Annotated in this window: 20 protein-coding genes; 6 read left to right on the top strand and 14 right to left on the bottom strand. The window is 46.0% G+C overall.

What is annotated here, in order from left to right:
* Positions 1 to 249 precede the first annotated feature (249 nt).
* From JGK11_RS17710 to JGK11_RS17690, 5 genes are all read left to right on the top strand, one after another.
* Positions 250 to 1,251: a beta-ketoacyl-ACP synthase III gene (locus JGK11_RS17710; protein WP_293157417.1), complete on the top strand. Its 1,002-nt coding sequence runs from the start codon at positions 250 to 252 to the stop codon at positions 1,249 to 1,251.
* A gap of 520 nt (positions 1,252 to 1,771) precedes the next feature.
* A complete protein-coding gene (gene fabD, locus JGK11_RS17705) occupies positions 1,772 to 2,653 on the top strand; it encodes an ACP S-malonyltransferase (RefSeq protein ID WP_293192140.1) in 882 nt (293 codons plus the stop codon).
* Between the two features lie 362 nt (positions 2,654 to 3,015).
* Positions 3,016 to 3,732 (top strand): PspA/IM30 family protein, encoded by a 717-nt coding sequence (locus JGK11_RS17700; protein ID WP_293212393.1) that lies wholly within the window; start codon positions 3,016 to 3,018, stop codon positions 3,730 to 3,732.
* 9 nt (positions 3,733 to 3,741) lie between these two features.
* The gene (locus JGK11_RS17695) at positions 3,742 to 4,689 is read left to right on the top strand and encodes a phosphate ABC transporter substrate-binding protein (RefSeq protein WP_293212392.1); all 948 of its coding nucleotides are present in this window, start codon (positions 3,742 to 3,744) and stop codon (positions 4,687 to 4,689) included.
* A gap of 186 nt (positions 4,690 to 4,875) precedes the next feature.
* Positions 4,876 to 5,514, top strand: coding sequence for a lysophospholipid acyltransferase family protein (locus JGK11_RS17690; protein WP_293183079.1), 639 nt, complete (start codon positions 4,876 to 4,878; stop codon positions 5,512 to 5,514).
* Positions 5,515 to 5,742: 228 nt separating this feature from the next.
* Here JGK11_RS17690 and JGK11_RS17685 read toward each other — a convergent pair whose 3' ends face one another.
* The 7 genes from JGK11_RS17685 to JGK11_RS17655 all read right to left on the bottom strand — a co-directional run bounded on the left by JGK11_RS17685 (position 5,743) and on the right by JGK11_RS17655 (position 15,287).
* Entirely contained in the window at positions 5,743 to 6,333 is a 591-nt protein-coding gene (locus JGK11_RS17685) for a YdcF family protein (RefSeq protein WP_293183081.1), read from the bottom strand.
* 611 nt (positions 6,334 to 6,944) lie between these two features.
* A complete protein-coding gene (locus JGK11_RS17680) occupies positions 6,945 to 7,775 on the bottom strand; it encodes a GUN4 domain-containing protein (protein WP_293192144.1) in 831 nt (276 codons plus the stop codon).
* A gap of 6 nt (positions 7,776 to 7,781) precedes the next feature.
* Positions 7,782 to 8,261, bottom strand: coding sequence for a transposase (locus JGK11_RS17675; protein ID WP_293192147.1), 480 nt, complete (start codon positions 8,259 to 8,261; stop codon positions 7,782 to 7,784).
* A gap of 15 nt (positions 8,262 to 8,276) precedes the next feature.
* Positions 8,277 to 8,987, bottom strand: a complete 711-nt coding sequence (locus JGK11_RS17670) for a transposase (RefSeq protein ID WP_293197008.1) — start codon at positions 8,985 to 8,987, stop codon at positions 8,277 to 8,279.
* Between the two features lie 636 nt (positions 8,988 to 9,623).
* Positions 9,624 to 10,766, bottom strand: coding sequence for a hybrid sensor histidine kinase/response regulator (locus JGK11_RS17665; RefSeq protein WP_293183089.1), 1,143 nt, complete (start codon positions 10,764 to 10,766; stop codon positions 9,624 to 9,626).
* 150 nt (positions 10,767 to 10,916) lie between these two features.
* Entirely contained in the window at positions 10,917 to 13,571 is a 2,655-nt protein-coding gene (locus tag JGK11_RS17660; RefSeq protein WP_293183091.1) for a GAF domain-containing protein, read from the bottom strand.
* 582 nt (positions 13,572 to 14,153) lie between these two features.
* Positions 14,154 to 15,287 (bottom strand): glycosyltransferase, encoded by a 1,134-nt coding sequence (locus JGK11_RS17655; protein ID WP_293197009.1) that lies wholly within the window; start codon positions 15,285 to 15,287, stop codon positions 14,154 to 14,156.
* Between JGK11_RS17655 and JGK11_RS17650 the strand changes: the two genes are divergently transcribed.
* Positions 15,268 to 15,468, top strand: a complete 201-nt coding sequence (locus JGK11_RS17650; RefSeq protein WP_293212391.1) for a hypothetical protein — start codon at positions 15,268 to 15,270, stop codon at positions 15,466 to 15,468. The genes JGK11_RS17655 and JGK11_RS17650 overlap by 20 nt on opposite strands.
* A gap of 107 nt (positions 15,469 to 15,575) precedes the next feature.
* Here the strand turns inward: JGK11_RS17650 and JGK11_RS17645 are convergent, their stop codons facing one another.
* The 7 genes from JGK11_RS17645 to JGK11_RS17615 all read right to left on the bottom strand — a co-directional run bounded on the left by JGK11_RS17645 (position 15,576) and on the right by JGK11_RS17615 (position 23,486).
* Entirely contained in the window at positions 15,576 to 16,214 is a 639-nt protein-coding gene (locus tag JGK11_RS17645) for a DUF4291 domain-containing protein (protein WP_293197011.1), read from the bottom strand.
* A gap of 6 nt (positions 16,215 to 16,220) precedes the next feature.
* The gene (locus tag JGK11_RS17640; RefSeq protein ID WP_293203432.1) at positions 16,221 to 16,526 is read right to left on the bottom strand and encodes a hypothetical protein; all 306 of its coding nucleotides are present in this window, start codon (positions 16,524 to 16,526) and stop codon (positions 16,221 to 16,223) included.
* A gap of 314 nt (positions 16,527 to 16,840) precedes the next feature.
* Positions 16,841 to 17,992: an NAD-dependent epimerase/dehydratase family protein gene (locus tag JGK11_RS17635; RefSeq protein ID WP_293183103.1), complete on the bottom strand. Its 1,152-nt coding sequence runs from the start codon at positions 17,990 to 17,992 to the stop codon at positions 16,841 to 16,843.
* Positions 17,993 to 18,102: 110 nt separating this feature from the next.
* Complete coding sequence (locus JGK11_RS17630) at positions 18,103 to 18,693, bottom strand: chromophore lyase CpcT/CpeT (protein WP_293183105.1); 591 nt, start codon at positions 18,691 to 18,693, stop codon at positions 18,103 to 18,105.
* A 29-nt stretch (positions 18,694 to 18,722) separates the two neighbouring features.
* A complete protein-coding gene (locus JGK11_RS17625; RefSeq protein ID WP_293183107.1) occupies positions 18,723 to 19,994 on the bottom strand; it encodes a response regulator in 1,272 nt (423 codons plus the stop codon).
* Between the two features lie 199 nt (positions 19,995 to 20,193).
* The gene (locus tag JGK11_RS17620) at positions 20,194 to 22,440 is read right to left on the bottom strand and encodes an ATP-binding protein (protein ID WP_293212390.1); all 2,247 of its coding nucleotides are present in this window, start codon (positions 22,438 to 22,440) and stop codon (positions 20,194 to 20,196) included.
* A complete protein-coding gene (locus tag JGK11_RS17615) occupies positions 22,428 to 23,486 on the bottom strand; it encodes an ABC transporter substrate-binding protein (RefSeq protein ID WP_293212389.1) in 1,059 nt (352 codons plus the stop codon). The genes JGK11_RS17620 and JGK11_RS17615 overlap by 13 nt, the downstream gene beginning before the upstream one ends.
* Positions 23,487 to 23,657: the final 171 nt, after the last annotated feature.

The raw sequence follows: 23,657 nt of genomic DNA, 5'->3' as shown, positions 1-23,657 counted from the left end.
GCAACCTCGACCTGGAAGGAAGAGGATTGGAGTAATGAGTAGTCTTCTTTTAATTTCTCCCGGGCTTGGGGCTTTAAACCAATTCTTTCTAGTAAGTAGAAATTAAAAATTAAAAAAGTCAAATTAAAAATGTCAGATTAAACCAACTGTTTTGCTTGAAAAAAGTAATTTCAGCAGTTTAAAAAATAGTTTAAATTTGAAGTTTTTAATTTTTAATTTCTCGACCGAACAGCGAGTAAATGGAGAGGAATGTTGCAGCAATCAGGGTTCGGCATTGCCGTCACGGGTAGCGGGTCTTGTACACCGCAGGTTTCGCTAGATAATAATGGTTTGAGTCAGATTGTAGAAACGTCTGACGAGTGGATTGCGGCGCGAACGGGCATTCGATCGCGCAGGCTGGCGGACGATCGCACTTCTTTGTGCGATTTGGCATCGGAGGCATCCCGCAGGGCGATCGCCATGGCAGAAATTTCGCCGACAGATATCGATTTGATTATTTTGGCCACATCAAGCCCTGACGATTTGTTCGGCACTGCGGGCAAAATTCAATATCAGTTGGGCGCTACAAAAGCTGTGGCTTTCGATTTGACAGCAGCTTGTTCGGGATTTGTGTTTGGTTTAGTTACAGCCTCGCAGTTCATTCGGACAGGCGTTTATCAAAATGTTTTGCTGATCGGAGCAGATATTTTATCTCGCTGGGTGAATTGGTCGGATCGAGGTACTTGCATTTTATTTGGAGACGGTGCAGGTGCGGTGGTATTGCAGGCTTCAGAGGTCGATCGATTTTTGGGATTTGAAATTCGCAGCGACGGCACGCAAAATTCGTCTCTCAATTTAGCCTACAAAGCCGAGTCAAAATCATTAATTGAGGGCGTGAATATCGGACAAGGTGGATTTGAGCCGATCGCCATGAACGGTCAAGAAATCTATCGGTTTGCCGTCAAAAAAGTGCCGGAAGTCATAGAAAAAGCGATGTTTCGGGCAAATATCAGCGCCGAAAAAATTGACTGGCTGCTGTTGCACCAAGCCAATCAACGGATTCTCGATGCAGTTGCCCAAAGGCTCAAGATTCCCCCGGAAAAAGTAATCAGCAATTTAGCAAATTACGGCAATACCTCAGCAGCTTCAATTCCCCTTGCTTTAGACGAATCGGTGCGTCTGGGTAAAGTTAAATCTGGTGAGACTATTGCTGCGGCTGGTTTCGGTGCAGGTTTGAGCTGGGGGGCGGCGATTTTTCAATGGGGAAGGTAATACGATTTTAGATTTTAGATTTTAGATTTTAGATTGGGGAATCACTGATGAACTATGGGTTGGAAGCGCAGGCTAGCAGTTTCATGATTTTAGGGAACTGGTACAATATTTTGCTCTAAACTTGCCCTGCTGACATCGGGCGTGCGACCATTAAAAAAGAAAAATCTTTTAACACGCCATACACAGGTCATAGCATAGGGTAAAGCCTGCACCAAGCCGTGCATCCTTCGACAGGAATTCTGGACAAGAGTGTGCTGCAATTGAAAATCCTCTATTTTTCGATGGACTTTCCCCCCGTCGAAGGTTGAAAATTTTACTACGGCGATCGACCTGAATTAAAGTAGCAAAAAAAATATAAACCTCGAAAAAAGCGCAGTTATTATGTTATAGTTGTGAGTCGCGAGTAGATAGTTCGTGAACCGAAAGATAGCGGATACCAGTCAGCGAACTCAGAAGCGGGAAACAAAGAATTTTTGCAATCACTTTCTTAGCAACCACCAATTAGCAGATTACCGGAAAAATGACTAAAACAGCATGGGTATTTCCCGGACAAGGTTCCCAGGCGATCGGGATGGGTGCAGACTTATTAAACTTGCCAGCAGCCAAAGCTAAATTTGAGCTGGCTAAAGAAATTTTAGGCTGGTCTGTCCCTGAAGTTTGCCAAAAAGAAGAAGCAAAACTATCTCGGACTCTCTACACTCAGCCTTGCTTGTTCGTAGTAGAAAGCATTTTGGCAGACTTAATGCGAGAAAAGAGCGATCGACCCGCAGTAGTTGCCGGTCACAGTTTAGGAGAATATGTTGCCCTGTACGCAGCAGGCGTCTTTGACTTTGAAACGGGATTGCGCTTAGTCAAACGCCGCGCCGAACTGATGGAGACTGCCTCCGGCGGGCAAATGGTGGCGTTGATCGGCTTCGACAGGCAGGAATTAGAACTGCAAATTCAATACAGCCGAGATGTGGTGCTCGCCAACGATAACAGCGAAGCACAAGTAGTGATTTCTGGCACGCCGACAGCAGTAGAAGATTTGCTAGCCAAAATAAAAGTCAAACGCGCGGTTAAATTGAATGTTTCCGGCGCGTTTCACTCTCCCCTGATGGCCGGGGTGGCGGCAGAGTTTCAACTAGCGTTAAAGTCGGCAAGATTTTCCGATGCTAAAATGCTGGTACTCTCGAACTCAGAACCGACAGCGACTACTAGCGCAGCTACTCTAAAACAGCGGTTGAATTATCAAATGACTAAAGGCGTGCGCTGGCGAGAAATTTCTCTGCAATTGCCACAACAAGGAATCGATCGCGTAGTGGAAATTGGCCCAGGTAAAGTTCTCACAGGTTTGATCAAACGGACTTGTCCCAATTTAGCGCTGGTAAATGTCAGCAGTTTTGCAGATTTGCCCGCTTAATCTATTGTTAAACAGTTGACAGTTGACAGTTGACAGTTGACAGTTGACAGTTTAAGAGCGACCTCTACCTAGAAGGAAGAGGATTGGAGTAATGAATAGTCTGATTTTAATTTCTCCCGATCGGGGTTCCGGCTTTCAACCAATTCTTTCTGGTAAAATTGAGTTAATCGATCAGAAAATTGCCGAAAAATAAATAGCACAACAGGAAAATTTTACTATGACCTGTTGTGCAAATTGGCGCTCGACAATCCAAACAGCTAAAAATCGCGATTAAAAATAATCTATATATCGATCGCCCTTGAGGTCGATCGGCAAATTCTGATTTAAACTAGGAATAAAAATCAAGCTAATCCGGTACTTATATGAAAAAAGCTATTTACTGGCTGATGGGCGAAAAAGCCGGCAGAACCATAGTAGGCGGGTGGAACTGGCTGTGGGGACTTCCCGTAGAATCCGGTGGTAAAATTTCAGTCGCCGTAGCCGAAGAGTCGCTGCGATCGATGCAAGAGTCCGTCCAAAAGCTCGCAGAAGCAGTTTCTAAACAAGTTGCAGCCTACCAGCGCACCAAAACAAAATATGAAGAAAAAGTTAGAGAGATGCAAACTTTAGAGCGCCAAGCCAAGACAGCCAACCGCAACGGCAACGAAGAAGCAGCCCGCTTAGCCATATCTAAGGTAATTCAGATAGAAAAAATCCTGCCGCAGTACGAAGATGCAGTAAAACAAGCCGAACAGTTTGTGAACGCTTCCAAAGACAAGCTGAATCGAGAGCGCACGAAGCTGGAAGCCTACAAAACCGATATGCAAAACATGAAAGATATGGTCGAGATTAACGAAGCTCTCGGCGCCATATCCAAAGTCAACAACGATCTTAATATTGATTCAGCTCGATCGCAATTTGAACAAGCCAAAAATGCCGTCGAAAAGCATAACCTCGAACAGCAAGCTTTAGCAGAAATATCTGAGAACCCCCAAGAAAGACTTCAGGCAGAATTAGAAAACATGACCGAAGATGATGAAGTCAGTCGCAGGCTGCAAATGTTAGACGATTCCGACGATAAACAACTTCCCAACAACTAAGGAGGATTTATGGCCAAGAGTAGCGGGCCTCCGCCCATAGTTTTTATTTTGTTATTTCTGCTGCTTGCCGGTGGTGGTTGGTTCTTTTTTCTGAACAAACCAGCGGCACAGGATGCTAATAATACACCCACTCCCGCTCCCGCAGGCAGTAGTGGAGCCAATCTGCCTCCCGTCGCGCCTGTCGCCGGCTTAGCATCGCCTGTTGCTGCTAGTTCCTTTGCACTACCAGTTGCCGTACCTGCGGGCACGGCGGTGAGAATTGACGGTTCTACCAGCATGGTGACAATCAATCTCAACCTTAAGAATGGCTTTCAAGCCAAGTTTCCCAGCACTACAGTCGATGCCAAAGCAAATGGTTCTGCAAAAGGAATTCAGGATTTGGTGGCGGGAACAGCCGATATTGCCGCGATATCGACCGCTTTAAAGCCAGAAGACCAAGCTAGGGGTTTGGCAGCAGTGCCCGTTGCTTTAGATAGAATTGCGATCGTAGTCGGCACTAACAACCCGTTTCAGGGAGGCTTAACTGCTGCTCAAGTTCAAGACATTTTCAAGGGAAATGCTCAAGACTGGTCAAAAGTCGGCGGTTCAGCAGGCCCGATTAAGGTAATTAACAGGCCCGAAATTAGCGGAACTCACCAAACTTTTAAAGAACAAGTGCTCGGAGGCGGTAGTTTTGGTACTGGGCGAAATTTTGCTACGCTCGATCGAGATGCGACAACTCCGCTGCTGCAAGCTTTAGGTAACAACGGCATCGGCTATGCCACTTTCGCTCAAGTTGTCAATCAGAAAACGGTGAGGGTTGTACCCGTAGACGGTGCGACGCCGGAAGCCCCCAATTATCGCTATCAGCGCCAGTTGTACTACGCTTACAAAAATCCCCCCAGCCAAGCGGTTAAGGATTTCTTGGGTTACGCGACTTCCGAGGAAGGAAAAAAAGCGATGCTAGCCGGAAATTAACAGGCCTGAGTTAGCCATCAACTCGCGGGTGTGTCCCTGCGGGAATTATCGTCTCTATTTCAAGTTATGCGATCGCGATGCACCCGCGCATCATTACGTCCTGCGTTTTTTTGCAAGTCCTAGTTAATTTTACAGAGCGGAACTGATAGGCTAAAATTCAGTGTAATTTAAAATCTAAGGTTTTCCGTGAGCAAAAGTCGCGAACCAGTCGAAAGTTTACTTCTTTACTATTTATTCAAGTGGTCAATTGTCAGCCCGATGCTGCACCTTTACTTTCGGGGGCGCATCTACGGTGCAGAAAATGTGCCAGCAGAAGGCCCATTTGTGGTAGTCAGCAATCACGCCAGCGATTTCGATCCGCCGATTTTATCTAGTTCCATGAGGCGGCCAGTGGCATTTATGGCAAAGGAAGAGTTATTTAAAGTTCCTATTTTGAAGCAGGCAATTACGCTTTATGGTGCCTATCCAGTCAAGCGGGAAAGTGCCGATCGCAGTGCAATTCGATCGGCTATCCAGTCTTTAGAAAATGGATGGGCTACGGGTGTATTTTTGCAGGGAACTCGGACGCCAGACGGTAGAATTACTGATCCGAAATTGGGGGCTGCGCTGATAGCTGCTAAGGCAAAAGCACCGCTATTACCCGTTAGTTTGTGGGGAACTCATGCGATCGCATCCAAAGGTTCAATAGTGCCGCGTCCGGTGCCGCTGACGGTGCGAATTGGCAAGCTAATTGAGGCGCCCGCTTCGTCGGATCGCGCGGAATTGGAAGCGCTGACTCAAAGATGTGCAACTGAGATTAATGCGATGCACGATTTGGGTCGCTGAACCGGGCGAATAGAATTCGCACGCCAGACAAACAAAACCCACTCCAAGCGGGTTGAAGAACGGGCGGTTAAAGTTACGTTATTTTCTTCATTCGGCGTCCGGCGGAATTCGTTTTTGTAGTTTGACCTCTTACTCTGATGACGGGCGCTTCGCCACATAAGCGCTTCGCGCTGGCTTCGCCTACGAGTAAGAGGTCAAAAGCGGTTTCAACCGCCGTCCTTTCTTTGTCTATTCAATTCTGGCTTGGCTGAAGTTAGCGCCTGTATAACCCGTAGTCAGCCACATAATGGCTCTAGCGCCGTCGCGGAGAGCTTTTTGCACGGGTTCGGGGGTTCGCCCAGACGGAACTGCTACAGGCTTAAAACTAATCCCTCGACTGCCGAGCACGATTTCGCCAATAATCTGAGCTCGCCGCATATGATCGTCAGAAGTGATCAGATACACGCTCTCAATCCCTTGAGCTTTCAATTCATCTACCAGGGTGGTAAAATTTGTTACCGTATCCACTGCTCTGTAGTCTAAGTGCAGGCGATCGGACTTAATTCCCGCTTCTGAAAACACCCATTCGGCGAACTCAGGATTGCTCCCAGAAGACACCCAAATCGGCAATTGAGGGTGCGATCGAGCAAATTTGGCGGCAAACACCTCTCGCTCCGTAGCCCCACCTAGAACCAACAAAGCTTGGGGTCTCTGAAATTCGCTCTTAAGCTGCTGATAGCCAAACCAAAACGCCATCAAAAGCCCTAGTAGGAACCAAAAATTGGGTGAATTCCTCAAACGCGGGTAACGCCGCCTGTTTAAATTTATTCTCAACCACATCTAAACCTATAAAAACTTTATTTAGCTGACACAGGAACCATAACAAAAAATACCGCACGTACAACCCACTAACAGGAATTAAAAATTAAAATTTAAACAATGGTCAGAGGATTTTAGATTTTAGATTTTAGATTTTGGATTGAATATACAGGTTAACGCATATGCAAAGCAGAAGGATAAAACTTAGGGTTTACCCTTCTGCTTTTAATTGTTCTTGATTTTTAACGGGACTGGCCGGGTTCGAACCGGCGACCTAGCGCTTCAGATTTGTGTGAGTTTCCCCACTCTCCGGACTATTCCTTCACCGTAGGCTTGCGGCCTTTAGGTGGTGGCCGTATGTTTAGGAGGTTTTATGGTGTTTACTTCCTAAAGCCAGTCTCTGCACCTTCCTTACCTAAACAAAATTTAGATAAAGCTTGGCTCAAGATTACCGTATCTGCTGTCAGACTTAGGCTTCCTTGAGTTTGACCACATTCACTCCCAGAGTTTCCTCGCAGGGTGCCCGATTCTTCAGGAGGCGCTTGCTCTATCCATCTGAGCCACAGCCCCAGTTGCTGAACCGTTTTGATTATAGCAGGTAATGGCGATTTTGAATTTTTTATTTTGGATGATTAGCGATCGCCCGTAGCAACTCTCCCGACAATGCGGGCAAAGTTTTCTGCTGCGGTGAGTTTACCAGCACCGTAACAAGCGCGATGTCTCCAGGCGGTAACGGGGAGGTGTCCGGGGGGAGCATTTTCGCTGAATGAGAGCTCGCTGTAATATTTCCAATTTTCTTTGACTCGCCAGCCGAGTCGATCGCACAATTGGGTATAATTTCCGGCGGTACTTTCCCAAATCTGTTGTTGTACGGTGAATCCAAACCGCCCGCTGCTGTGTTGTTGCCAAAGTTTGTCGATCGTGCGAAGGTCTGTAAGAGGAAACCCGTCAATATCGGCTGCACTCAGCCAGCCTTCGTCTTCCCTGACAGAGATTTGCAGCAAAATTTCCCAAGTATGTTCGTCTGCTTTGCGCCATTTTCCAGTTTCTAACAGCTTTGTCAGTTGTCGGTAATCCATCCCCACTTCAGAGATAGCCGGAGTTTGGTCAGGTAAGGCGCCGATTTTCTCTTCCAGTCGCAGTAAAGTGCTGGTAATGGATTCGGGATTGAGTTGTTCGAGGCGGTACAGAACCCATTCTAACTGAGATTGCAGGTACGCGCGGGCGATCGCACCTTGCTGTAATTCCTCTTGCAACTCGTCAAATCTGGCTGACCAATTTTGTTGATTGCGGGCCGATTCCCACATTTGTTTTGCCCACTGCAATCGAACTTGTTCTTGTTTTAAATAAGTTTTGGAAGGCTTAGCACGCTGCGGGTAGGGAGTCAAATCCCAGCCACAAATCGAGCAAAACTCTGCTTTTTTTTCTAGGTACTCAGCACCGCACACTGGACAGTCAGACATAGTAAATTACCCAGCACTGACCTGAGTACAGGTACAGTGTGGGCTTTCAATAGCCCTGAAATGATCTTGCAAATTGCAAAATAATCTCGAACCTTCAGGCTTATTTACGGAAGCCCCAATAACAGCAATATTCTTACTGCCGTTTAAGTCGGCATCACCTTTCCATCCACAATGACCACAAGCAAACTTTTTGCCATTCCTATAAGACTCACCCTTTACAGGATGAATATGGTTGCACTTGTGGCACATTTGGCTAGTGTATCTAGGCTCGACAAACAAAATCTTGACGCTATGCTTTATGGCTTTGTATATTAGGAATTGGCGCAACTGAAAAAATGCCCAGCTATTGCTAAGTCTCCGCTCTTTTTTCGAGCGTGGCTGCTGATTTGTGCGCTCCCTAATTCCAGTCAAATCTTCCAAAGCGATCGCTTGATTTTTGTTTTGAGCCTTAGTTACGATACGGTGACTGATAGTGTGATTTACCAATGTCTGAAAGCGCTTTCAAGAGCCCGACAACCGTTTCAACAATTCTCGACATCTACGCCGAGAACTGCGCGTGCCCTTCGTGGCTTTTTGTTGGAGGTTTGCTCTCAACTTGGCATAATGATTTCTAACTTGGGTAATTTGTTTACCGCTAAATGTATCTCCATCGGAAGTAACTGCAATGTCAGTCCTACCCAAATCACAGCCCAAAACTCGATCGCTTGGTGGAGGTTCGACGGGCATAGATTCAAGCTGAATATTAAGATAGTAACTACCATCATTGCGTTTGCACAAAGTAGCAGTCTTTGGGTTTTGACCTTTCAACAATCCAAGTTGGTAGTTTCCGATAGCCAGTACAAACCGTTCCCTACCACCAGTAGTAGTCAAACTTACCGTCCAATCTTTTTCCCTGAAAGAAAAGATACGAGCATCGTAAGTGACGCTAGTAGGAGTAAATTTATTGACCGACTTCCCATCTTTTTTGGCTGTTTTTCTGTTACCAGAAACCCGTCTGATAGCATGGATTGCCAACTGCGCCGAAAGTCCAAACATATCTCTGACATCGTGATATATCAAGGATTGCATCGCCAATTCGTTTGTCAGAGTTGGCGATACAGTTTGATTCACATATTCGCAAGCATTCGCGAACGCCTGAAGTGTTGCATCAATTTTGATGGACTGCTCAGGCATTACTTGGAGTTTGCAAGATACTGTCAGGACTTGTTTCATGACAAGATTCTATCATGTATTGAAGAAAGTCTGTCTGCGTTTATCAATAATTTGTTCAGCTATGCAAGCCTCACGCGCATTCCTCCCGTCACTCAAGTTCGTACCGTGTTTGGTGCGGGACTCCTGTTGTTTTAGTTGAAGTAAATTCAGTTGCCAAGTAATTATATGACATCTGCCTAATAATTTTCTGATTGTATTGCTGGCCCAGACATCGCACGAGTGATATCATTCAGTCTCGAACTGGTTTGTAGTGCGGAATGCGAGTCCGAGCCAAAGAAGGACTAAAGTCCTGACTACGAAGCTATTTTTCTGATTCGTGATTGACTGGTTTGTAGTGCGGAATGCGAGTCCGAGCCAAAGTCAGCGATAGGGTTCGTCAGTTTAGTCATTTTTAACGATCGCCAAAAATCTCATTCTGACGCACCATCTATTCAGGGTGTGCATCAGTTTTGAGATTATCAATTGTCCCAGCAAATATCTTGAGCGGATGCACCCTAATTTTACTTCCTGCATTTCTTCGCAAATCATCTTGAATTTATTTATCTGCGTTTATCTGTGTTTATCTGCCTTAAATCTGCGGTTGCTCTAGCCATCAAACATTTATGAAATAAGTCATCTACAGTTAATTAAATCGCTCTAACAAGGCAAGCGAATAGTAAACAAGCTGCCTTTACCCAACTCGGATTTGACCACGATCGTGCCGCGGTGAGCTTCGACTATTTGGCGGCAGAGGTGCAGTCCCAAACCTGTGCTGGATTTCTTGTGAGTTCCCGAGCCAAACCTTTCAAATAACTTCGCTTGTTCGGCGGGAGAAATTCCGGCGCCGGTGTCTTGGATTTCCATAATTACCCATGCCAGCGGTTGGTTTTTGAAGCTCGTATAAACAGGTGAATTGGCAGCTTTTAAGCGGATATCTATAGAGCCGCTGTCGGTGAATTTTATCGCATTTCCGATTAAATTAGTCAGCAAGCGGTGCAACTCCAGACGATCGCCCGGATACTTGGCAATCGGAGCACTTTCTGCACTTTCACTCAAGTCTAAATTCACCGACAAATTTTTAGCATCGGCTAGGGGAGCGAGTTCTTCGGCTACTTCGGTAATAAGCTGGCGCAAGTCAACCGGAGCGAAACTGAGGGATTTGCGCCCTGCTTCGTAGCGGTAGACTTCTAGCAGCATATTTACCATCGCGATCAGGTTTTTGTTACTGCGAACCATTGTCCCGAAAGCGTCGCACATGGGGAGCGAGATTTCTCCCAAAGCTCCCTGCTGCATTAAAGTTAGCATTCGATCGGCTGCTACGAGGGGCGTCCGCAAGTCGTGAGCGAGTCGGGAGACAAAATCTTCGCGCTGGAGGGCGATCGAATTTCGTTCGTCTACGCTGTGTTTGAGCCGCAAGAGCGATCGCACCCTCGCCAGCAGTTCGTCCATTTCCACGGGTTTGCGGATAAAATCGTCTGCGCCCATGTCGAGTCCCTGGACTACACTGGCGCTGTCGTGAGCTGTGATCAGCAAAATCGGGATAAAGGGCAATTCCTTATTTTGTCGCATTCGCTGGGTGACTTCGTAACCGTCCATTCCCGGCATCATTACGTCTAGCAATACCAAATCGGGGGTTGACTTGTCAATTTGGCTTAAGGCCGAAAAGCCGTTCTCGGCCGTGCTAATTTCGTAACCTTCTTCTTCCAGGATTGTCTGCACCAACAAAACATTATCTGGTGCGTCATCTACAACCAGAATGCGATCGGCTTTTGTGGCATTCGGAACAGATAAATAGTTCATTTAATTGTCGGTATGAAAATAAATACTAACTTTAATGTGGCATCCGATTCATGTTTTCACATTTTTCCACTTCTTAACTCTGTCATAAGGAAGATCTCAAAACTTTATCCAATTTTTTTACATTTAGGCTCTCGGATATGATAAAATATGCTACTTTTTTGTCATAGTATGCACGCCGTCCCATTCGTCGGGCGGGGGTATTTCCAAATAGCTGAGGGATCGCTCGATCTGAACTTCCACAGGTCGATCGCTCGGTCGCATAGCTAAAGCCGCCTCAAAATAATTAATAGCTTGCTGAAAATTTCTAGCAATATAAGCATGGCGGCCGTTGTTGTAAAGTTCCAAAAACCTTTCGGTTTCCCCATCGAGGGGATCGGAATTAATTTGCAGCAACTCGTAAATGCCGACCGGCTGATTTTTGCCCTTAACCCGCACCTTGTCCAACTCTCGCACCCAAATCCGTTCGCGGCACAAATTGTAGGTAAATTCGCTCAAAATTATATCGCAGCCGTACTCCTTTGTAAGCTGTTCCAAGCGGGAACTCAAATTCACCGCATCCCCGATTACGGTGTAATCCATCCGCTTTTCCGAACCAATATTTCCCGAAACCACCTCTCCAGAACTAATCCCAATTCCGAAGCGAAACGGATCGGCGCCTGGGCGAGAATCATTAAACTCTTTCAAGCGCCGGCGCATATCTAAAGCCGACTGCACCGCCATCCAACCGTGACTTTCCGGGGGATTGAGCGGCAGGGGCGCACCGAACACCGCCATTAAAGCATCGCCGATAAACTTGTCTAAAGTGCCTTCGTAGTGGAAAACGGCCTCCACCATCGTCTCAAAATACTGGTTCAATAGGGCCACAACTTCCGAGGCTCCCAAATTTTCGGTCAGAGTGGTGTAGCCGCGAATGTCGGAAAATAAAATAGTAACTTCTTTGCGTTCGCCCACCATCAGGGAGCCTTCGCCCAAGGCCATGATTTTATCTACGACTCCGGGAGTCATGTAGCGAGACATTGTGGTTTTCATCCGCTTTTCGCGGCTGATGTCTTCGAGTACCACTAAACCGCCGCGCGCGCCACCTTCTGGATTGATCAGCGGGTTGACAGTTAAATTCAAACTGCGTTCAATTACTTTAATTCGAGAGCCGGAGATGGGTAGGGGACAATAAGGGTGATAGAGGTCAGCATTCCGCAGCGAAAATAGAGATTGGGAATTAGCTAATTCTGCCTGCGCTACTTCCTCAGTCCAGGCGCTGTTTTCGCCCCAAGCGTAATATAAGGTGGGGTCATTGCGATCGGGCACGGCCAAAATGTAACTTTCTGCTTCTGTATCTGCTGCTGCGCTACCCAGTGTTGTTTCCACCAACAGTCCCACAGTTAAACTTTGTTCGGGAACGTAATGTCTGGCAGCATTCAGGAGACTGTCTTCGAGTCGAAATTGCAAATTATCGATCGGCACAACTTCCCAAACATAGCGATCGATCAGTTTATCTTCCCAAATCACGAGATTGTGTTTGCTTTTATCTTGATTTACCGGACAGCCCAACAATTCCAGCGCGGCTTCGTTAATTGTGACAATTCGCCCCTGCAAATCGGTGGAAATGACTGCATCTGAAAGACTTTGCAGCATATCTTTTTGATACTGCTTTTCCACCATCACGTTCTGAAACAGTTGAGAATTTTGCAGCGCCATTCCGGCTTGGGAATTAAATGCTCGCAAAAACTCTTCGTCGGAAGTTGTGAAAGTGCCTTGAGTCTTATTAATTAGTTGAGTCACCCCAATCAGCTCACCTTTGGCGTTATGAACCGGCATACACAAGACAGTGCGAGTGCGATATCCCGTTTGCTGGTCTGTAGATGGGTCAAAGCGGGGATCGTCGTAAGCATCTGTAATATTTAGAGTTTGACCGGTCGAAGCCACGTAGCCTGCAATTCCTTTGTTAGCAGGAATGCGGACTTCCATCATCGTTTTGCCGTCGGCCTTGGCGAGTTTTGTCCAAAGTTCGTTGGTTTCGGGATTTAATAAAAATAGCGTGCTGCGATCGGCTTGCATCAAGTCCCGAGCTTGATCCATGACAGAGCGCAAAGTTGTTTCCAAGTCAAGGCTTTGACCCAACGTCGTGGTAGCTCTCAAAAGTGCGGCCACCCCTCGCTGGTTGCGGGCCACGACGTAGAAAGATTGACAGCTTTCGAGAATAATCCCGATCGAATCTGCAAAAGCCTGAAACTGCTGTTCGTCTTCCTCGGTAAACGGGGCATTGCCAGCTTTGTTTAACAGTCTCACCACCGCTACGGGTTCGTGCTGGCTCTTACTGCTAAAAATCGGCATACAGAGGATAGTCTCAACCCGGTAGTTCGGCGGTTCGTCTACTTCGGCATTAAAATGCTCGTGTTCTCTACCATGCAAGACATTGAGCGATTTTCCAGTAGTTGCTACGTAGCCTAAAATGCCTGCATCCATCGGCAAGCGAATTTCTATATCTTCGCCCGTGAGCCCATCCACTGTTTTGTGCCACAGTTGATTTTTGTTGGCATCTACCAAAAAAATTGTTGTCCGGTCTGCTTGCAAAATTTGACCAATTTTGACAGTGAAGGCATCTAACAGTTGCTCTAAGAGAGTTTCGAGTGCTTCATTGTTAATCAGGTCCATTGCCCGGATAAATTGCTGAAATTCAGCCGTTACAAAGTCCAGCAGGCACACTAATTCAGTAACTGGCAAGCTCTTAACACGAGAGGTCAATGCCCCCATAAAATTGACTTGAGTCAGTGTAGCCAGAACGCTACCAGCATTGGAGAATGTCATGATTAACTGCTTGCTCAGAGGGGTAGATTGACCGGCTGGTCGATCGCGGTGCTAGATTCTGCGGTGCAAACTGTTTAAGTTGTTTGCTTTTCAACTCAGCATTCGATTGTCGGTTTGATGAATAATGGGTTCATTCTTTGGCGGATGAAACTTCAGTTTGCTTGTTAGAGATGCTCGATCTTTTTTTTGTTACAACATCGATACTGATGAGAGTTCGCCAGGCATGAGCTGAACTTGACTTCGGAACGCTGGCAGCCTGAAAACGAGCTTCTAGGCTTTTGTTCGATCGATCGCGGGCGATGTATATTTTACCCTCTGTGCTCGGCTGCTGGGCGGTGTGACTGTTTTAGCGCACTCGGCGACCGTATCCGGTCGGCTGCCGCCGCGCCCCAGTTTTGCCGCCCGCGAAGCATTCCAAAGCTATTCATAGTTTAATGGTAAACGCAACAGCAGGATAGCTACCGCAATCAAAGCCGCAAAAAAGTTCGATCGATCTTTGAGGACATTCCTCCTCGCTAGAAACTGCCTCGGGATGGAAGCTAAGCTGTCGGTGATGTTTAACATCGCGACATCTTGTCAAATTTAAGCAGCAGAGGCCATGGACTGGGAAAATACCACCGATCGATAGTAGCCTCGTAGTTGGTTAGTCGCCGCAGCCCAACCCCAGCGTTCGGCTTCAGAGCGAGCGTTTTGGCGGAGGGTTTCTCGTTCTTCGGGATTCGCAAACAGGCGCTGGGTAGCAGTCAGAGCTCCGGCTTCATCGGCGGGGTCAAATAAATAGCCGTTAACACCGTCTGTGACAATATCGGGAATTCCGCCACTGCGAGCCGCCACTACGGGAGTCCCCGCAGCCATAGCTTCGAGGAGCACTAAGCCCAGGGTTTCGGTACGGGAGGGAAAAATGAAGGCATCAGCAGATGCGTAAGCAGAAGCCAATTCTTGCCCCTTGAGGTAGCCAACAAAATTTGTGGGGGTGCCGGCAAAATATTGTTCGAGGGTTTGGCGGTGCGGGCCGTCTCCCACTAGGGCGAGGCGGGCGCCGGGAATGGCGGCGAGGACTGGTTTGATGGATTCGATTTCTTTTTCGGCACCGAGGCGGCCGACGTAGAGGAGTAAGGGGCTATCTGGGTTATTTTCAGAAAGGCGCGATCGCATTTCTCGACTTGCCAATTCGGGGACAAACATTTCCGTATCTACACCGCGCTGCCACAAGTCTACTCGCTCAATGCCATGAGTTCTCAACTCATCCACCATTGCTGTAGAAGTGCACAGATTTAATTCAGCTTGATTGTGCGCCCCTTTGAGCAATTCCCACAGCAATGGTTCGAGCATTCCAAAACCGTAATGGTGCAAGTATTTGGGTAAATGCGTGTGGTAAGAAGCCAAAATCGGAATATTGAACTTTTTGCCGTAATAGATCCCGCCCAATCCCAAAATAGCGGGATTGACAACATGAATAAGATCCGGTTGAAACTTCTGTAATTGTTGACCTATAGCCGGACTGGGCAGTGCCATTTTCAGTTCCGGGTACATCGGTAAAGGCAAACCCTCAACACCGTAAACTCGGGCACCTTTGTATTCTGTAATTCCGTAATCTGGAGAAAATATCAGAACTTGTTCGCCCGATCGCTGCAAGTGATCTACAGTGTGAATCAGGCGCGTCACAATGCCGTCTATTTTTGGCCAAAATGTTTCAGTGAACAGAGCAATTTTCATAAAACGAAGGAAGAAGAAAGAAGGAAGAGGGAAGAAGGAAGAAGGAAGAGGGAAGAAGGAAGAAAGCTGTAGTTATACAGGTTTTCATAAAGATGAGGTATGCCAAATTCTGCTACTCTCAGTAGAGAGAACACACACTGCGGGCGAGCGTCTTTACTCCCAGAAACCTCAGAAAGCTTAGAGAAACTATCGATTACCAATTGCCAATTACCAATTACCAATTACCAATTCCCCATTACCAGACATACCTCATCTTTTTGAGAAAGGCTATATTCTTTGATATATTGTTTAGGAAATCGATACTCCCAGTCTTTGGCAAATGTCGGGGTTAGTAACAGGATACACTGCCTCGCGAGGAGTAAGTAATTGGGCAAGATCGCCCGTATTATATTGATGCTGTTGCTGCACAAATTCTGAAATATCCTCAATGTTAACAATCCATTCTTGGGCATAACTGGCAAGATAACTGCCACGCAAGCCGAGTTGAATTGCCCGCCGTTCCAGTTTCGCGCCACTGGGATGGTGGTCTGGGTCCCATTGCAGCCGCACGGATGAATTTTTAACAGCTTGTTTCCATTCTTTTTCGCTTCCGTACACTACTGAAACGAAATTGGAATGGACGACAGATGCTAAAATTTCGTCAAAAGCCGATCGCTTTAACGAAACCGCCAAAATTACTTCTTGTCCGGGTTTTGTACCCCATTCCGAACGATACATCATCCAGAGAAAGTTTGGCTTAATCCAACTCATGCGATTCAAACTAAATTCGCCACCAAAATAACCGCGTTCCGCTGCAAAGTGACCGATCGCCGGACGGTAAGCTTGATAGACAACAACAGTATCATCGTCAAATTGTGCTAAAATGTGGCGACCTGTATTCGGCCACCGCATTTTTTGGTTTAAGTAAGATTCTGTCAGCAGCTTCATCTGAAGTTATTTGCGATCGAGAGGTTGTTCCGGCAAGATACAAATTCCCTGAATGCCAATTGATAAAATTATCCCACCTAAAAGCAATCCCACACCTTCAGCAAAGCAGTTAATTCGGTGAATTTCCTGTGCAGTTTTGGCAATTAAGATTTCCTTTTCCGTAGCCGAAGGCGATTCGCTTTTGAGGCGGTAATTTTGATAACTCGCCGTTAGTGCAGCCCATTCCGGTATTAAATAATAAGCACAAACTGCACTGGCAGAAAATCCCGGCAGAACAACTAAAAGCAACAAGATGAGAATTCGACTTTTCACGGTATATAAGGAAGAAGGAAGAAGGAATCGAGCCTGATGTTTCAGCAATTAAGAACGTCATAACCATCGGGCGCGGTTGCCATATTTATTCCCAACCAAGCTAGCAGTTCTTCTCTTCCCTTCTCATCTCTTACTTCGCGCCCTTCGCGCCTTCGCGGTTCGTTAAAAAAATAGCGTTGCATATTTGCGGGATGATTTGGAATTTTATCAAAGCTGAAAATCATTATTTTTGGGGCGGGCTAGAAGCCCACCCCACAAGATTCATGCCAGAATTATGTAATGCCAAAACTCTCTCCCGCAGCTTGTGCCCGAATTTACCGTCGCCAAGAAACCTTCGGCAAAATTTGGTTTTTATCGACGCGGTGCTGATATTTTGTAGCAAAATTCAGCAGAGAATCGAGCAGGGAATCTGAGAGGTAGTGCGGCTGCAAGCCGAGGCCTAACAAACTGGTGTTTTTGGCATTGAAATAATGTTCTTCTTTCTCGACTCTGGGATTTTCGAGGTTGTTGATTTCTACTTTTAATCCCATTGCCATGCCTGCTTTTTGCACCAATGAGGCTAAGTCGCCGACGCTAAATTGTTCGGTGAATTGGTTGAAGACGCGGAATTCTCCGGCGGCGGCGGGGTTGGCGATCGCCAATTCGACGCATCGCACGGTATCCCGAATGTCTAAGAAGGTGCGGGTTTGTCCGCCAGTTCCATAAACTGTCAAAGGATGCCCGATCGCAGCTTGGATGCAAAATCTGTTCAAGGCTGTTCCGAATACTCCGTCGTAGTCCAAACGGTTAATTAACAGTTCGTCCATGCCAGTTTCTTCGGTGAGTACGCCGTAGACGACTCCCTGATTTAAGTCGGTGGCTCTTAAACCCCAGATTTTGCAGGCAAAATGGATATTGTGGGAATCGTGGACTTTACTTAAGTGATAAAAACTGCCAGGCTGTTTGGGATAGGGTAGTGTATCTTTGCGGCCGTTGTGTTCGATCGTAATGTAGCCTTCTTCAATGTCAATATTCGGCGTGCCGTATTCGCCCATTGTCCCCAATTTCACTAGGTGACAGTCGGGGAAATCTTCGCGGATGGCGTACAGCAGGTTCAGTGTCCCGACGACGTTATTGACTTGGGTGAGGACTGCGTGTTCGCGATCGATCATCGAGAAGGGCGCCGATCGCTGTTCGCCGAAATGGACGATCGCCTCTGGTGCAAATTTTCTCATACTTTTGCTGAGAAAATCGTAGTTGGTGATGTCACCGACGAACAAGTCGATCGACTTACCCGTTAAATCTTGCCATCGCTGGAGTCGTTGCTGAATCGGTGCAATGGGAGTGAGGGTGTCGCTGCACAGTTCCAGATCCCAATGCCGCCGCACGAAGCTGTCGAGGATGCCAACTTCGTGACCTTTGTTAGAAAGGTAGAGTGCGGTTGCCCAACCGCAATAGCCATCGCCACCAATAACCAGGACTTTCATAAATCAACGGTGAATCTTGCTTGCCAATACTGGGTTAATGTACCAGGTATTGGTGCATTGTGAACCTTTAATCAAGCGTGTTGGCCAAGTCTGGACTTGGTTTTTCGGCATCAAACCGGAATTTCGTCGGCGAAGCTAGCCCAGCGGGTAAATTCAAAGGGGCCGGCCTGGGCTCCCCAGACGTGGGCGTCGGTTTCTGGGTCGCGTCCGCGATCGTGACTGGTGAATTTGTCTCCATCGATCTCGAATTCGCTATCTAGATAGGTATTTTTGCCCTTTCTGACCACCATGCAGCCTTTTCCGGGTTCGACACACCCTTTGAAGCTGCTGCCCGTCCAGTGTGTAATAAAGGTGCACCCCGGCATTAGTTTAAATTCGGCTTTGTTGAGTTCTTGGAGCTTTTGGAGATCGCGGGAGGCGCCGTAAAATTGCTCTTCGTTGACGATCGCGTAATTTTCGATGTCGATGCGATCGCCCATCGGGACTAATTTTAACACTCGGACTCGGTACGGAGTTTTGAGTTCAATATCATAGGCTTGTTCTAGGTACAAGCTCATCCCGCCCAGAAGTTCTGTGGGTAGGGGTCTCATGCAGACGCGGATGTGCGCGAAGAATGGCGGATTTTCAAAGGCTTGCGCTTGGTTGCTGAAGTCGGCCGCCATCCAGCGGGCGAGGGTAATGATATCGGTGGAATGGGACATATCGATGGTTTTGAGAAGCGGAGTAGAAGTTATTTTACTGGAATTTTCACAACAAACTCCGTACTCTGCCCCAGAATCGAAGAACATTCAATCTTACCACCATGTTTTTCAGTAATAATCTGATGACTGATTGACAGCCCCAAACCAGTGCCTTTCCCAAGAGGTTTGGTAGTGAAAAACGGATCGAATAATAGACAAAGAATGGGTTCCGGGATCCCGACTCCATTATCGGCAATACTAATTGCGATCGCATCATCACTACTAATGAAAGTACGAATCGTAATCCTAGGTTCTTGGTTATTGCTGACACCCGATGATTCCAAAGCATCGATCGCATTACTCAGGATATTCATAAACACCTGGTTTAGTTGACTAGGATAACATTGGACTTGTGGTAACTGCCCATAATTTTTGATGACTTGAATTTCAGGACAATTTTGTCCACCTTTTAGACGGTGTTGCAAAATCAACAGAGTGCTGTCAATACCTACATGAATATCAACCGCTTTGCAGTAGCCTTCATCCAAGCGGGAGAAATTGCGGAGAGAAAGCACCAATTCGCGAATGCGATCCGTACCTATTTTCATCGAATTGAGTATTTTAACCAAATCTGATTGCAAAAATTTTAAATCAATTTCTTCTGCCCGTGTCTGGATTTCTGGAACCGGATTTGGATAATGTTTCTGGTAAAGTTGCACAAAGTCTAACAAATATTCAGTGTATTCTTTGACGGGGTTTAGGTTAGCATGAATGAAATTCACCGGGTTGTTAATTTCGTGGGCTACTCCCGCCACCAAGTGGCCGAGGGCAGACATTTTTTCGCCTTGCACTAAATGAGTTTTGGCTTGTTTTAGATTTTCTAATGCTTCGTTGAGTTCCTTGGTACGTTGTTCCATGATGCGTGTGGCATTTCGTAGTTGTAAATGCACCTGAATCCGGGCCAATACTTCTTCGCACTGAATCGGCTTTGTGATGTAGTCCACTGCACCCAAACTTAGCCCCTTAATTTTATCTACTGAGTCGGAAAGGGCTGTCATAAAAACAACCGGAATATCGCGAGTATCAGGATTGGCTTTGAGCTGTTTGCAGGTCTCAAAGCCATCGATTCCAGGCATCATGACATCTAGCAAAATCAAATCGGGCTGAGATAATTGAATTCGTTGTAGAGCGGTTTCACCATTTTTGGCGATCGCCACCCGGTAGTCATGTTCGCTCAATACATCAAATAATACTTGCAGATTACTGGGAGTATCGTCTACAACTAAAATAGTCTTGTCTGCGGACATGGAATTGACTGACATTAGAAACTCCAATATATAAACAGCAGGAAGCACGAAGTTCGGCAACGGATTGTCTAACGGATGTAACGGATATAAGGGATGGATGTAAGAGGTTAAAAGGAAGGAAAACAGAATAAATAGTTTTTTTTCAATTATATAGTAATTTGATTCAAATTTTTTATTGATAATAAACAGGTTTATACATTCAAAAATAAAGTAGCTAAAGTAGTGGTTCGATTAGGCGAATAATGGCTTCCTCATCAAACTGTTGACTTAGTGCTAAAACTCGGTTAGCAAAGACTATATATTCGGGTGCTAATTTTTTCAGGCGATCGGCTTCCTGGTGAATATCACTCATAAAACCACCCTGGGCGGCGGTATAGAGGGCTGTCAGTTCTTTAACTGGTGGCATTACCATTTTAACCTCATGGGCTTTATTCTCAGTAATTTTCATGGTATCTAGTTTCATTTCTTCATAAATCCACTGCAATTCCAGGTGTTTCTGTAATTGGTTCAACAATCCAGTAAACTCGATGGGCTTCGGGAAAAAACTATTGCAACCAGCATCCAGACTTTCCTGTATGTCTACCTGAGACAGAGTGGCTGGAGAAGCAATAATCGGCGTAGTCGCAAAGTTTGGCAGTTGTCGCAGGCGGCGAGTCATTTCTAACCCATCCATTATTGGCATATGGATATCGGTAACGATCGAGTCTGGTAGCATTTGAATGGCCATGTCTAAGCCCGTTTGTCCGTTGTCAGCTTCTGCCACTTGGAAGCCTAGGGGTTCCAGCATATTTATGATAATGAGGCGATTTTCAGGGCGATCGTCAATCACCAGAATTTTGCGTCTTTCGCCCTGATAGCCGATGACTTTGCGATCGGCGATCGCATCTTCTGTCATCCAATCCGATGCTGGCAACAAATCTACCTCAAACCAGAAGCTACTACCCTCACCAAGTACACTCTCGACATGAATTTCGCTGCCCATTTTCAGGATAATTTGTTGGCCGATGGCAAGCCCCAAGCCAGTTCCTTCGCTGTTGCGATCGCCTTTTCCAGCTTGCTCGAAAGGTAAAAAAATCTTCGATAATTTTTCCGAAACAATGCCAATACCAGTATCTTTAATCTTGAATCGAATTCTTTGGGCTGCACCAAAATCGCTTGATTTTACCACAGGTTCAACTCGGAAACTGACACTGCCAACATCAGTAAATTTAATAGCATTGCTGAGCAAATTCAACAACACTTGTCGCAGTCGTTTGTCATCAGCATGGACTGCAATGGGCAGGTTGCTAGCCGGCTGATAGCGAAAATCCACGCCTTTTTGTTCTGCCTTGATCCGGCACATATCCACAGTGGAGGATAGGAATTTTTCTAGATGGAAATCTTGGGGATCAAGTTCCATCTTGTGTACTTCCAACTTTGACAAATCCAAAATATCATTAATCAGAGTAAGTAAATGGGAACCACACTGGTGAATTACTCCTAATCCTTTCATCTGTTTGGGAGTAGTCGTCGGATCGTGTTGGAGGATTTGGGCATAACCCAAAATGCCATTGAGTGGCGTTCGGAGTTCGTGGTTCATATTAGCCAGAAATTCACTTTTGGTGCGGTTGGCAATTTCGGCGATTTCTTTAGCCTTTTGCAATTCGCTGATTGCTTTTTCTAAATCTTGGGCTTGCAGTCGGAGTTCTTGTTGATATGTTTCTACTCGTATAGCTGCGGATTGAATTGTCTGGGCTAGAAATTGGATTTCATTATTTGGTAATCCACTGGGTATGACAAAGTTATCAATTCCATTCCTGTCGATAACTGCTTTGTTCAAACGTTCGAGTGGGTGTAATACAATATGCTGAATTAATATCGTCATCAGTCCTAAAATTGCAGTCATCCCAATCAGCAGGGTGACGGTGGAAGTATAGAAAGTTTGCCATACTTGCTGGCGCATTTCTTCGGCATTCAGAATCGCGATCGCCAACCCGCGCCGATTTCCCTGACGAAACAAGGTACTGCTAAAGGGCAAAATTGCGACTAAAGCTGACTCACCATCTATGTTGGTTCTGAAACTTGTTTCTAAACCTGTTTCGGCCGATCGCTCTAATATTTGCTCTAATTCTGGATGAATAGTAGCATAGGCCGGATTTTTGAGTGCCGATCCACTCCGGGCAAGGGTTTGGCCATCGGGACTGACGATCGCCACTTCCACCACTGTCGGCAAGGTAGCATAGTTTTGCACCACGCGCTTGACAATGCTCCTATTCCCCAATTCGATTAATCCTTCCGTGGAAAACCCCACTCCCTGGGTAATCGATCGGGCGCGTTGTTCTAGTTCTTTCTGTAATTGTGATTGCATCAAAAAGTAGTTGAATCCCAAGGTGATTAAGCCAACAGTTGCCAGAGAAACAGTAAAGCCCAATAATAGTTGGCGAGATAAGTTCTTTCTAGCTTGTTGGCTCATGGTTTCCATTCCGCTATTGCTTCATTGACAAGGGTGGAATCAATCTCCACATCTTGCCGAATTACTCGATTATGACGCGGATCGGATTTGAGTAATTCGACAATTTCTGCCTTGGCAGATTTGAGCCTACCTTCTGGGGCAAACATTCGCCGATTTAAGGTCATATCACCTTTTTTTAATCCAGCATAATCATTGGCAAAAGACTCACCACTTTGTCCCAATTGCTTTCCAACCGCCTTAAACACTTTTTTCGGCTGAGTTTTAACTGCGTGCATTACATCAAACCATGCCAGCATAAATTGCTTTAGTTCGGCTTTTTTTGCTTTCACTATCTTATCACTGGACATTAAGGTATCAATTACCAGACTGTCTACTTGCTTTGTGGTGTGAATTATATTGCCTTTGATGCTATTCGCTGTCTCCCCCAGCACCGGTTCCCATAACACCGCAGCATCAATCTCACCCTCTTTGATTTTCTGGGCTGCTACTTCATTGGAGTAATCCAAAATCGGCACATCAGAGGGCTTAATTTGATGATGAATTTTTAAAGCTTCTAACAAAGTTAAATGGCTGATGGTTCCTAACTTTGCTGCTACTTTCTTTCCTCGCAAATCTGCTACGGATTTAATTTCTGGCTTGGCAAAAATTCCATCTGCCCCGGCAGAAATGTCGATAGTCATTAAAACCACAGGTTTGCCATCACCCGGATCGACCTGCATCACTTCCCAAAAGGTAGTAAATGCGGCATCTAACCTACCACGGATTACTGCCCGACTGGTATCCTGCGAGTTATCAAATAGCACAAACTCAACCTTTAGTCCCCGTTGCTTGAATATTTCTGAGGTTTGGGCATAGCGGGCAATATCATATCCCGGAAAGCTGATAGTTCCAATTCGCAGCGGTTGGAGCGATCGGTTAAATCCAAAGCCACAGGCATTGGTAAGAAAGGTGAAGCAAAGGGCGATCGCAAATAAACTGAAACCTGGCTTGATATTTAACTTCGATTTTTGCTTCCAGGAAATCCTCAACATATTGATGATTGAGATAACTTTCATGACTGCGAAGTGTAGTTTGATTTAAATTTATTATATTTAAATTTTAAATTTATTATTTAAATAAGGTCGATCGCACTTACGACATAAATCTATAGATCGGACTAGAGATTTTTTGCAAAAATGCGATCGGCCCGATGTTACTTTTACCAGAGATAAAATTCTCTGGTTCAG

Source organism: Microcoleus sp. PH2017_34_RAT_O_A (assembly GCF_020737885.1).
Classification (GTDB): Bacteria; Cyanobacteriota; Cyanobacteriia; order Cyanobacteriales; family Microcoleaceae; genus Microcoleus.
The sequence above is the reverse complement of the archived record's forward strand: the minus strand, read 5'-3'. Positions and strand labels throughout refer to the sequence as shown.

What these genes read in the sequence shown, in the direction of transcription:
- JGK11_RS17710 (WP_293157417.1), top strand. Translation starts at nt 250, where the DNA reads ATGTTGCAGCAATCAGGGTTCGGCATTGCCGTCACGGGTAGCGGGTCT.
- JGK11_RS17620 (WP_293212390.1), bottom strand. Translation starts at nt 22,440, where the DNA reads ATGGAAACCATGAGCCAACAAGCTAGAAAGAACTTATCTCGCCAACTA.
- JGK11_RS17680 (WP_293192144.1), bottom strand. Translation starts at nt 7,775, where the DNA reads ATGTCTGACTGTCCAGTGTGCGGTGCTGAGTACCTAGAAAAAAAAGCA.
- JGK11_RS17630 (WP_293183105.1), bottom strand. Translation starts at nt 18,693, where the DNA reads ATGTCCCATTCCACCGATATCATTACCCTCGCCCGCTGGATGGCGGCC.
- JGK11_RS17625 (WP_293183107.1), bottom strand. Translation starts at nt 19,994, where the DNA reads ATGTCAGTCAATTCCATGTCCGCAGACAAGACTATTTTAGTTGTAGAC.
- JGK11_RS17695 (WP_293212392.1), top strand. Translation starts at nt 3,742, where the DNA reads ATGGCCAAGAGTAGCGGGCCTCCGCCCATAGTTTTTATTTTGTTATTT.
- JGK11_RS17665 (WP_293183089.1), bottom strand. Translation starts at nt 10,766, where the DNA reads ATGAACTATTTATCTGTTCCGAATGCCACAAAAGCCGATCGCATTCTG.
- JGK11_RS17645 (WP_293197011.1), bottom strand. Translation starts at nt 16,214, where the DNA reads ATGAAGCTGCTGACAGAATCTTACTTAAACCAAAAAATGCGGTGGCCG.
- JGK11_RS17700 (WP_293212393.1), top strand. Translation starts at nt 3,016, where the DNA reads ATGAAAAAAGCTATTTACTGGCTGATGGGCGAAAAAGCCGGCAGAACC.
- JGK11_RS17660 (WP_293183091.1), bottom strand. Translation starts at nt 13,571, where the DNA reads ATGACATTCTCCAATGCTGGTAGCGTTCTGGCTACACTGACTCAAGTC.
- JGK11_RS17670 (WP_293197008.1), bottom strand. Translation starts at nt 8,987, where the DNA reads ATGAAACAAGTCCTGACAGTATCTTGCAAACTCCAAGTAATGCCTGAG.
- fabD (WP_293192140.1), top strand. Translation starts at nt 1,772, where the DNA reads ATGACTAAAACAGCATGGGTATTTCCCGGACAAGGTTCCCAGGCGATC.
- JGK11_RS17615 (WP_293212389.1), bottom strand. Translation starts at nt 23,486, where the DNA reads ATGAAAGTTATCTCAATCATCAATATGTTGAGGATTTCCTGGAAGCAA.
- JGK11_RS17635 (WP_293183103.1), bottom strand. Translation starts at nt 17,992, where the DNA reads ATGAAAGTCCTGGTTATTGGTGGCGATGGCTATTGCGGTTGGGCAACC.
- JGK11_RS17685 (WP_293183081.1), bottom strand. Translation starts at nt 6,333, where the DNA reads ATGTGGTTGAGAATAAATTTAAACAGGCGGCGTTACCCGCGTTTGAGG.
- JGK11_RS17655 (WP_293197009.1), bottom strand. Translation starts at nt 15,287, where the DNA reads ATGAAAATTGCTCTGTTCACTGAAACATTTTGGCCAAAAATAGACGGC.